At 62.9% G+C, this 9507-nt stretch carries 9 protein-coding genes; 6 read left to right on the top strand and 3 right to left on the bottom strand.

Annotated features, from left to right (window positions below; all coding sequences use genetic code 11):
• The first annotated feature begins 39 nt into the window (after positions 1–39).
• Genes IB249_RS20950 through IB249_RS20930 form a run of 5 tightly spaced genes read left to right on the top strand, consistent with a single transcriptional unit; the run spans position 40 to position 4208 of the window.
• Positions 40–588: a hypothetical protein gene (locus IB249_RS20950; protein ID WP_225607130.1), complete on the top strand. Its 549-nt coding sequence runs from the start codon at positions 40–42 to the stop codon at positions 586–588.
• Complete coding sequence (locus tag IB249_RS20945; RefSeq protein WP_192307615.1) at positions 585–1781, top strand: beta-ketoacyl-[acyl-carrier-protein] synthase family protein; 1197 nt, start codon at positions 585–587, stop codon at positions 1779–1781. The genes IB249_RS20950 and IB249_RS20945 overlap by 4 nt, the downstream gene beginning before the upstream one ends.
• Complete coding sequence (locus tag IB249_RS20940) at positions 1778–2254, top strand: hotdog family protein (RefSeq protein ID WP_192307614.1); 477 nt, start codon at positions 1778–1780, stop codon at positions 2252–2254. Before IB249_RS20945 ends, IB249_RS20940 begins: the two co-directional genes overlap by 4 nt.
• Positions 2251–2979 carry a 3-oxoacyl-ACP reductase FabG gene (gene fabG / locus IB249_RS20935; protein WP_192307613.1) on the top strand — a complete coding sequence of 243 codons (729 nt, stop codon included), beginning with the start codon at positions 2251–2253 and terminating at the stop codon, positions 2977–2979. Before IB249_RS20940 ends, fabG begins: the two co-directional genes overlap by 4 nt.
• Positions 2979–4208: a beta-ketoacyl-ACP synthase gene (locus IB249_RS20930; RefSeq protein ID WP_192307612.1), complete on the top strand. Its 1230-nt coding sequence runs from the start codon at positions 2979–2981 to the stop codon at positions 4206–4208. Before fabG ends, IB249_RS20930 begins: the two co-directional genes overlap by 1 nt.
• 129 nt (positions 4209–4337) lie before the next feature.
• Here the strand turns inward: IB249_RS20930 and IB249_RS20925 are convergent, their stop codons facing one another.
• Positions 4338–5234, bottom strand: coding sequence for a LysR family transcriptional regulator (locus IB249_RS20925; RefSeq protein WP_192307611.1), 897 nt, complete (start codon positions 5232–5234; stop codon positions 4338–4340).
• A gap of 166 nt (positions 5235–5400) precedes the next feature.
• Here IB249_RS20925 and IB249_RS20920 point away from each other — a divergent pair, with 166 nt between their 5' ends.
• Positions 5401–6627, top strand: a complete 1227-nt coding sequence (locus tag IB249_RS20920) for an MFS transporter (RefSeq protein WP_412548019.1) — start codon at positions 5401–5403, stop codon at positions 6625–6627.
• Positions 6628–6754: 127 nt separating this feature from the next.
• On the opposite strand, the gene hemE is transcribed toward IB249_RS20920, so the two are convergent.
• Both hemE and IB249_RS20910 read right to left on the bottom strand, forming a co-directional pair.
• On the bottom strand, positions 6755–7822 hold the full coding sequence (hemE, locus tag IB249_RS20915) for a uroporphyrinogen decarboxylase (protein ID WP_192307609.1): 1068 nt from the start codon (positions 7820–7822) through the stop codon (positions 6755–6757).
• 254 nt (positions 7823–8076) lie between these two features.
• The gene (locus IB249_RS20910; RefSeq protein ID WP_192307608.1) at positions 8077–9495 is read right to left on the bottom strand and encodes an FAD-dependent oxidoreductase; all 1419 of its coding nucleotides are present in this window, start codon (positions 9493–9495) and stop codon (positions 8077–8079) included.
• Positions 9496–9507: the final 12 nt, after the last annotated feature.

Here is a 9507-nt window from a genome sequence, read left to right as displayed (position 1 = left end):
GTTAATCGTGCGTGCTCTGCAGGAGCGAACCTGCTCGCGATGGTCGTCAACGATAACGCTGGTTTTCTGAATGCCCGCGGTGCCTGGCAGCGCCTGGCGAGCAAGCTCGCTCCGACAGGTCTGCTGTTTGCTGCCTTGCTGCTGAGCGCATGCACCAGCCGACCACCGCTGCCAGAGCAAACGCCGAACCTGCCATTGCCTCAACAATTGCACATCCAGCGCCTGCTGGACGGCCAGCGTCAGGACTGGGTGCTGGTGATCGCCCGCGAAGGGCCGGGCATTCGCTGGTCGATGATGGATTTGCTGGGCATCCCCCAGGCACGCCAGAAACTGATCGCCGGCCAGTGGCAGGCGGACGGCTTGCTCCCCCCTGACCCGGAGGCACGGGCATTGTTCGCCGCATTGCTGTTCGCCCTGACACCCGGGAACGAATTGTCGGTCAACTACCCGCAGGCCTGGCAACATGGCGCCCAGCGCTCGTTGCCGGAGCATTGGGATGTGCGCTACTCCCAACCGTTGAACTTTGAACTGAAACTGCCCAAGGGCCCGACGTATCAAGTCACGCCGCTGACCGGTGAAACCCCATGACCGCCTACCTCAATGCCCTCGGGGTGATCTGCGCCCTTGGCCGCGACAAACAGCAGGTTGCGCGCAACCTGTTTGCCGGCGATTGCTCCGGCATGCGCAGCGAGGCCGGCTGGGTGCCGGAACGTTCGATACCCGTGGCCGCCGTGCGCGGTGAGCTGGCGCCGATCCCCCCGGAACTGGCACGGCAAAGCAGCCGCAACAACCAACTGTTGCTGGAAGCGGCGTTGCAGATCCGCGACGACATCGACCGCGCGATCCACACCTACGGGCGCGACCGTATCGGCGTGGTCCTTGGCACCAGCACGTCGGGCATCGACGAAGCCAGCCAAGGCCTGGCCCATTACATCCGCGAACAGCAGTTCCCGGCCGAATACGACTACCGACAACAGGAGCTCGGCGCACCGGCGGACTTCCTGGCGGACTGGCTGCAGTCGAGCGGTCCGGCCTACGTGATTTCCACCGCCTGCACCTCCAGCGCCCGGGCGCTGATGAGCGCGCAACGCCTGCTGGATCTGGGCCTGTGCGACGCCGTGCTGTGCGGGGGCGTGGACACGCTGTGCAAACTGACCCTCAATGGCTTTTCTGCGCTGGAAGCCGTGTCGGGACAACGCTGCAACCCCTTCTCGGTGAACCGCAACGGGATCAACATCGGTGAAGCGGCGGCGCTGTTCCTGATGACCCGACAGCCGAACGACACCCCCTCGATTGCCCTGCTCGGCTGCGGCGCCAGTTCCGATGCCCACCACATTTCCGCACCGGAGCCGACCGGCCGCGGCGCCCTGCAAGCGATGCGCAAGGCCTTGAGCCGGGCTCAGCTGCAACCTGGACAGATCAGCTACCTGAACCTGCACGGCACGGCCACCCAACACAACGACGCCATGGAAAGCCTGGCCGTCGCGGCGCTGTTTGCGCACGGCGTGCCGTGCTCGTCGACCAAACCCATGACGGGCCACACCCTCGGCGCAGCCGGCGCGCTGGAAGCGGCGTTCTGCTGGCTGAGCCTGAGTGCGGACAACCACCGGCAAGCGCTGCCGCCTCATGTCTGGGACGGCCAGCAGGATCCCGACCTGCCGCCCTTGAAATGGGTGACCACAACCGATCATCTGACGTCCATTGCACCTCGCTATCTGATGAGCAATTCCTTTGCCTTCGGTGGCAATAATGTCAGCCTGATTATCGGAGACGCCCCATGATTGACTGGCCGCTCGCCGAACTGCTGCCGCACGCCGGCGACATGATCCTCATCGATCAGATCCTGGCGTTCGATGACGAGCAGATTCGCACCCGCCTCACCGTCAGGCCCGACGGCCTGTTCAGTCGTCCCGACGGCGGCCTGCCGGCATGGGTCGGCATCGAATTGATGGCCCAGAGCGTGGCCGCCTACGCCGGTTGCCATGCGCGTCAGCGCGGCGATGCCGTGGCGCTGGGTTTCCTGCTGGGCACGCGCAAGTTCGAATGCAACGTCGATCATTTCCCTGCGGGAACCGAGCTGGCCATTCACGGCATTCGCTCGCTGGAAGACGAGAACGGCATGGGCGTGTTCGAATGCCATATCAACGCTCCCGGCATTCATGCGACCGCTCGTCTGAATGTGTTTCGACCGCCGCAGGCGGCCCAATACCTCCATGAAACGCCACAAGCCCCTTCACAAGGAACCCAGGCATGACTGAATCCGTACTGGTCACCGGTTCCAGCCGTGGCATCGGCCGCGCCATCGCCCTGCGCCTGGCCCAGGCCGGCTACGACATCGTGCTGCATTGCCGCAACGGCCTTGCGGACGCCGAGGCCGTGAAGGCCGACATCGAAGCCTTGGGCCGCCAGGCGCGCATCCTGCCATTCGACGTCTCCGACCGCGCCAGTTGCAAGGCGGTCCTGGAAGCCGACGTTGACAGCCACGGCGCCTATTACGGTGTGGTGCTCAACGCCGGCCTGACACGCGACGGTGCATTTCCAGCGCTGAGCGAGGATGATTGGGATGTGGTGATGCGGACCAACCTCGACGGTTTCTACAACGTGCTGCACCCGGTCATGATGCCGATGATCCGTCGTCGCGCGGCCGGACGCATCGTTTGCATCACCTCGGTTTCCGGTTTGATCGGCAATCGCGGCCAGGTCAACTACAGCGCTTCGAAGGCCGGCCTGATCGGCGCGGCCAAGGCACTGGCCATCGAACTGGGCAAGCGCAGAATCACCGTCAACTGTGTCGCCCCCGGCCTGATCGACACAGCCATGCTCGACGAAAATGTGCCGGTGGAAGAACTGATGAAAATGATTCCCGCACAACGCATGGGCACGCCTGAAGAAGTGGCCGGCGCGGTGAATTTCCTGATGTCCGCGGAAGCGTCGTACATCACCCGGCAGGTGCTGGCCGTCAACGGGGGCCTGTGCTGATGAAGCGCGTCGTCGTCACCGGCATGGCCGGCATCACCTCGCTGGGCAGCGACTGGGACACCATCGCCGCCCATTTCGCGGGCAATCGCAGCGGCATTCGCCGGATGCACGAGTGGGATCGCTTCACCGAACTCAACACACGCCTGGCCGGCCCGATCGATGATTTCAAAGTGCCAAGCCACTGGACTCGCAAGCAACTGCGCAGCATGGGCCGCGTCTCGCGCCTGGCCGTCGGTGCGGCGGAACAGGCATTGGCCGACGCCGGATTGCTGGGCGACGAGTCGATCAAGGACGGGCGCATGGGTGTCGCCTGCGGTTCGTCCACGGGCAGCACCGACGAGATCAAGGCGTTCGGCAACATGCTGCTCAACTCAGTCGCCGAGGGCCTCAATGCCAACTCCTACGTGCGAATGATGCCGCACACCACGGCGGCGAACATCAGCATCTTCTTCGGCCTGACCGGCCGGCTGATCCCCACCTCCAGCGCCTGCACCAGCGGCAGCCAGGGCATCGGCTATGCCTATGAAGCGATCAAGTTCGGTCGCCTGCCACTGATGCTGGCCGGTGGTGCCGAAGAACTGTGCCCCACTGAAGCCATGGTGTTCGACGCGCTGTATGCCACCAGCCTGAAGAACGACGCGCCACAGACGTCGCCGCGCCCCTACGACAGCGGTCGCGACGGCCTGGTGATCGGTGAAGGTGGCGGCATGCTGGTGCTCGAAGAACTCGAGCATGCCCTGGCGCGCGGCGCGCATATCCACGCCGAAATCGTCGGCTTCGGCAGCAACGCCGACGGCCAGCACACCACCCGCCCGGAACAGGCGACCATGCGCCGCGCCATGGAACTGGCACTGGAAGACGCCAGCTTGCAGCCATCGGACATCGGCTACGTCAACGGCCACGGCACCGCCACCGAACAGGGCGACATCGCCGAAACCCTGGCGACCAGCAGCCTGTTCGGCGAGCACATGCCGATCAGTTCGCAAAAGAGCTTCCTCGGCCACACCCTCGGCGCCTGCGGTGCACTGGAGTCCTGGTTCAGCATCGAAATGCTCAATCGCGACCTGTACGTCCACACCCTCAATCTCGATGTGGTGGACCCGCATTGCGGCCAACTCGACTACCTGCGCGGCGAGTTCCGGCAGATGCACAACCAGTACGTGATGAACAACAACTTTGCCTTTGGCGGGGTGAACACGTCGTTGATTTTCCGGCGTTGGTCTCAGTAGCGCCAGAACGACAAAGGGCGCCTTTCGGCGCCCTTTCACAAACAGGTCGGCTTCAAACCTTCACACCCAGCGCACTGCGCACTGCGCACTGCGACCTCGATTGCCTCAAACGCATCTGTTTGCCCACGGTCAACCACCCTCACCCTTGCTCGTCAACAACGCCACAAACGCCTTGGCCATCGGCGATTTCTGATCCTTGCGCTGCACCAGCCACACCGCCGACACCGCAGCCGGGTCGAGCAAACGCCGGTAAACCACGCCATCGATGCGCACCCGCTGGTAGGAAGCGGGCAGCACCGATACGCCGAGCCCCGCGGCCACCAGCCCGATGATGGTCATCGCCTCGCCCGCCTCTTGCGCGAAGTTCGGGCTGAACCCTGCATCCCGTGTCAGGGCCAACAACTGCGCATACAACCCACTGCCGTAACTGCGTGGGAAAAACACAAAGGGCTCTTGAGCCAGGGCTGAAAGAAACAGACCGTCTTCACTGCCAAGCGCCAGTGGATGCTTGGAGCTGAGCACCGCCACCAGGGGTTCGCTCATCAATTCCACCACGCTGAGCGAATCCGGCAAACCCAGCGGGCGCATGATGCCGACTTCAATCGATTCATCCACCAGCGCATCGGCCACCTGGGTACTGCTCATTTCCCGCAGGGTCAGATGCACCGCTGGAAAGCGCTGGCGAAAGGTAAAAATCGCCTGGGGAATGGTCGAGTTGAACGGCGCCGACGAGGTGAACCCCATCTTCAGTTCGCCCAGTTCACCCAACTGCGCCCGGCGCGCCACATCGGCGGCTTTGTCGACCTGCGCCAACACCAGTCGCGCCTCTTGCAGGAACAACCGCCCCGCTTCGCTCAATTCGACCCGACGATTGGTGCGTTCGAACAACCGCGCCCCAACCTCCTGTTCCAGCGCCTGGATCTGCTGGCTCAGCGGCGGTTGCGAGATGCCCAGCATCTGGGCGGCACGGCCGAAGTGCAGTTCCTCGGCCACGGCGATGAAGTAGCGCAGGTGGCGCAATTCCATGAACACTCCATTAGGTCGTAAAACCTCTTAAACAGGTCGAACAATATATTGGATTGAATCATTAGCCAGCTATATGCTTTTTTCATTGCCTGACCGGCTGCCTGCTCCGAGGTCTCAAGTGAAAACTGTTGTCGCTCCACTCGCCCATGAAGTTCCTCCCGCCGCACTGGGTGAGACCGCCGCCGAGCTCAAGGATATCTACATCGAAAAAGGCACGCCGATGTTCATGCGCACGGTGCTGGCATTGTTCTGCGGCGGCTTTGCCACCTTCGCGTTGCTGTACTGCGTGCAACCGATGATGCCGCTGCTGTCCCACGAATACGCCATCAACGCTGCGCAGAGCAGCCTGATCCTGTCGGTGGCCACCGGCATGCTTGCCATCGGCCTGCTGATCACCGGGCCGATCTCCGACCGCGTCGGGCGCAAACCGGTGATGGTCCTGGCGCTGTTTGCCGCTGCGTTGTGCACCATCGCCAGTGCGATGATGCCGAGCTGGCAGGGCGTGCTGCTGATGCGTGCGTTGATCGGCTTGTCGTTGAGCGGCCTGGCGGCGGTAGCCATGACCTACCTGAGCGAGGAGATCCACCCCAACCACATTGGCCTGGCGATGGGGCTGTACATCGGCGGCAACGCCATCGGCGGCATGAGCGGGCGCTTGATCACCGGTGTCTTGATCGACTTCGTCAGCTGGCACACGGCGATGCTGGTGGTCGGCGGCCTGGCACTGGTCGCGGCGGCGGTGTTCTGGAAAATCCTCCCTGAATCGCGCAACTTCCGCCCCCGCTCGCTGCACCCGCGCAGCCTGCTGGACGGTTTCACCATGCATTTTCGCGATGCCGGCTTGCCGCTGTTGTTTCTCGAAGCCTTTGTCCTGATGGGTGCGTTCGTCACCCTGTTCAACTACATCGGCTACCGTCTGCTCGCCGAGCCGTACCATATGGACCAGGCCTACGTCGGACTGCTCTCGGTCGTATACCTGTCGGGCATCTACAGTTCAGCGAAAATCGGCGCCCTGGCGGACAAGCTGGGCCGGCGCCAGGTGCTCTGGGCCACCATCGTGCTGATGCTCGCCGGTCTCGGCCTGACCCTGCTCACCCCGGTGCCCGTGGTCATCATCGGCATGCTGATTTTCACCTTCGGCTTCTTCGGCGCGCATTCGGTGGCCAGCAGCTGGATCGGCCGCCGCGCCACCAAAGCCAAGGGCCAGGCATCGTCGCTGTACCTGTTCAGCTACTACGCCGGCTCGAGCATCGCCGGGACCGCCGGCGGCGTGTTCTGGCACCTCGGCGGCTGGAACGGCATCGGCCTGTTCATCGGTGCGTTGCTGGTGGTGGCGTTGCTGATCGCGTTGAAACTGGCGAAACTGCCGCCGTTGGCAAATGTGAGCGCCTGAACTCGCTCCACCACAAACAAATGAGGGAGCGAGCCTGCTCGCGATGGCGGAGTGTCAGCCAATACAAGGATGGCTGATGCACCGCTATCGAGAGCAGGCTCGCTCCCATTCGTTTAACGCCTGAAGATCACTCGTGATACTGCGCCGACAACTCGTGCACCGCGCGCAGGAACGCACCCGCATGCTCTGGATCGACTTCCGGGGTGATGCCGTGACCGAGGTTGAACACGTGGCCGCTGCCCTTGCCGTAACTGGCCAGGATCCGCCCGACTTCGGTGCGAATCGCTTCAGGCTTGGCATAGAGCACGGTCGGGTCCATGTTGCCTTGCAGGGCGACCTTGTTGCCGACACGGGCACGGGCGTTGCCGATGTCGCACGTCCAGTCCAGGCCCAGCGCGTCGGCACCGGCGTCGGCAATGCTTTCCAGCCACAGGCCGCCGTTCTTGGTGAACAGGATGACCGGCACCTGACGACCTTCGTGCTCGCGGATCAGGCCGCTGACGATTTTCTTCATGTAGGCCAGGGAGAATTCCTGATAGGCCGCCGCCGACAGGTTGCCGCCCCAGGTGTCGAAAATCTGCACGGCCTGCGCGCCGGCCTTGATCTGGCCATTGAGGTAGCTGGTGACCGACTGCGCGAGCTTGTCCAGCAGCAGGTGCATGGCTTGCGGGTTGTCGTAGAGCATGGCCTTGGTCTTGCGGAAGTCTTTCGACGAGCCGCCTTCGACCATGTAGGTGGCCAGGGTCCAGGGGCTGCCGGAGAAACCGATCAGCGGCACCCGACCGTTCAGTTCACGGCGAATGGTGCTGACCGCGTCCATGACGTAGCCGAGGTCTTTGTGCGGATCGGGAATCGGCAAGGCCTCGATGTCGGCCAGGGTGTTGACGACTTTCTTGAAGCGCGGGCCCTCGCCGGTTTCGAAATACAGGCCCTGGCCCATGGCGTCCGGAATGGTGAGGATGTCGGAGAACAGGATCGCCGCGTCCAGCTGCGGATAACGGTCGAGCGGTTGCAGCGTGACTTCGCAAGCGAACGCCGGGTTCATGCACAGGCTCATGAAGTCACCGGCCTTGGCACGGCTGGCGCGGTACTCAGGCAGGTAGCGACCGGCCTGACGCATCATCCACACAGGCGTGACGTCTACGGGTTGCTTGAGCAGGGCGCGAAGGAAACGGTCGTTCTTCAGGGCAGTCATGTCGGCATCCGGAAAAAAAGTGCGGGCATTTTCTCAGAGCTCGACGCAAAAGGCACGGCAAGAGCGGCGCCTTTTGTCTATAGGGTCAATTTGTCGCGGGGAAACAGCATTTTTTGCAACACTCAGAAACCAATGTGGGAGCGAGCCTGCTCGCAATGGCGGAGTTTCAGCCAATACATCGAGTGACTGATTCACCGCCATTGCGAGCAGGCTCGCTCCCACAGGGTTACTGCATTTCAAGTCCGGATCGGGGTTTAAACGCCCAGGTAATCCAGAATCCCTTCAGCCGCATTGCGGCCTTCGAAGATCGCCGTCACCACCAGGTCGGACCCGCGCACCATGTCGCCACCGGCGAAGATTTTCGGGTTGCTGGTCTGGTGCTTGTACTGACCTTGTTCCGGTGCCACGACGCGGCCCTGGCTGTCGGTCTGGATGCTGAACTGTTCGAACCACGGCGCCGGGCTCGGACGGAAGCCGAAAGCGATGACCACGGCATCGGCCGGGATGATCTCTTCGGAACCCGGGATCGGCTCGGGGCTGCGACGGCCACGGGCGTCCGGCTCGCCGAGACGGGTCTCGACCACTTTCACACCCTCGACCTTGTCTTCGCCGACGATGGCGATCGGCTGACGGTTGTAGAGGAACTTCACGCCCTCTTCCTTGGCGTTCTTCACTTCCTTGCGCGAGCCCGGCATGTTCGCTTCGTCACGACGATAGGCACAGGTCACCGACTTGGCGCCCTGGCGGATCGAGGTGCGGTTGCAGTCCATCGCGGTGTCGCCCCCACCGAGCACCACCACCTTCTTGCCTTTCATGTCGACGAAGTCTTCCGGCGACTTTTCAAAGCCCAGGTTGCGGTTGACGTTGGCGATGAGGAAATCCAGGGCGTCGTACACCCCCGGCAGGTCCTCACCGGCAAAACCGCCCTTCATGTAGGTGTAGGTGCCCATGCCCATGAACACGGCATCGTATTCTTCGAGCAGTTGCTCCATGGTCACGTCCTTGCCGACCTCGGTATTGAGGCGGAACTGGATGCCCATGCCGCTGAAGACTTCGCGACGATTGCTCAGTACGGTCTTTTCCAGCTTGAACTCAGGGATGCCGAAGGTCAGCAGACCGCCGATTTCCGGGTTCTTGTCGAACACCACCGGGGTCACGCCGCCGCGCACCAGCACGTCGGCACAGCCCAGGCCCGCCGGGCCCGCGCCGATGATCGCGACGCGCTTGCCGGTCGGCTTGACCTTGGACATGTCCGGGCGCCAGCCCATGGCGAACGCGGTGTCGGTGATGTATTTCTCGACCGAACCGATGGTCACCGCGCCGAAACCGTCGTTGAGGGTGCACGCGCCCTCGCACAGACGGTCCTGCGGGCACACCCGGCCGCAGACTTCCGGCAGGGTGTTGGTCTGGTGCGACAGCTCGGCGGCCTGGAGGATGTTGCCCTCGGCCACCAGTTTCAGCCAGTTCGGAATGAAGTTGTGCACCGGGCACTTCCATTCGCAATACGGGTTGCCACAACCCAGGCAGCGGTGGGCCTGATCGGCCGACTGCTGGGGTTTGAAGGGCTCGTAGATCTCCACGAACTCTTTCTTGCGTTGACGCAACAGTTTCTTCTTCGGATCTTTGCGCCCGACGTCGATGAACTGGAAGTCGTTATTCAGACGTTCAGCCATTGTTAAAACCTC

The sequence above is a fragment of the Pseudomonas sp. PDM04 genome (genome assembly GCF_014851765.1).
Classification (GTDB): domain Bacteria; phylum Pseudomonadota; class Gammaproteobacteria; order Pseudomonadales; family Pseudomonadaceae; genus Aquipseudomonas.
Note: the sequence above shows the minus strand (reverse complement) of the source record. Positions and strands in the feature narration are given on the sequence as shown.

What these genes read in the sequence shown, in the direction of transcription:
- IB249_RS20945 (WP_192307615.1), top strand. Translation starts at nt 585, where the DNA reads ATGACCGCCTACCTCAATGCCCTCGGGGTGATCTGCGCCCTTGGCCGC.
- IB249_RS20930 (WP_192307612.1), top strand. Translation starts at nt 2,979, where the DNA reads ATGAAGCGCGTCGTCGTCACCGGCATGGCCGGCATCACCTCGCTGGGC.
- IB249_RS20950 (WP_225607130.1), top strand. Translation starts at nt 40, where the DNA reads ATGGTCGTCAACGATAACGCTGGTTTTCTGAATGCCCGCGGTGCCTGG.
- IB249_RS20940 (WP_192307614.1), top strand. Translation starts at nt 1,778, where the DNA reads ATGATTGACTGGCCGCTCGCCGAACTGCTGCCGCACGCCGGCGACATG.
- fabG (WP_192307613.1), top strand. Translation starts at nt 2,251, where the DNA reads ATGACTGAATCCGTACTGGTCACCGGTTCCAGCCGTGGCATCGGCCGC.
- IB249_RS20925 (WP_192307611.1), bottom strand. Translation starts at nt 5,234, where the DNA reads ATGGAATTGCGCCACCTGCGCTACTTCATCGCCGTGGCCGAGGAACTG.
- IB249_RS20910 (WP_192307608.1), bottom strand. Translation starts at nt 9,495, where the DNA reads ATGGCTGAACGTCTGAATAACGACTTCCAGTTCATCGACGTCGGGCGC.
- hemE (WP_192307609.1), bottom strand. Translation starts at nt 7,822, where the DNA reads ATGACTGCCCTGAAGAACGACCGTTTCCTTCGCGCCCTGCTCAAGCAA.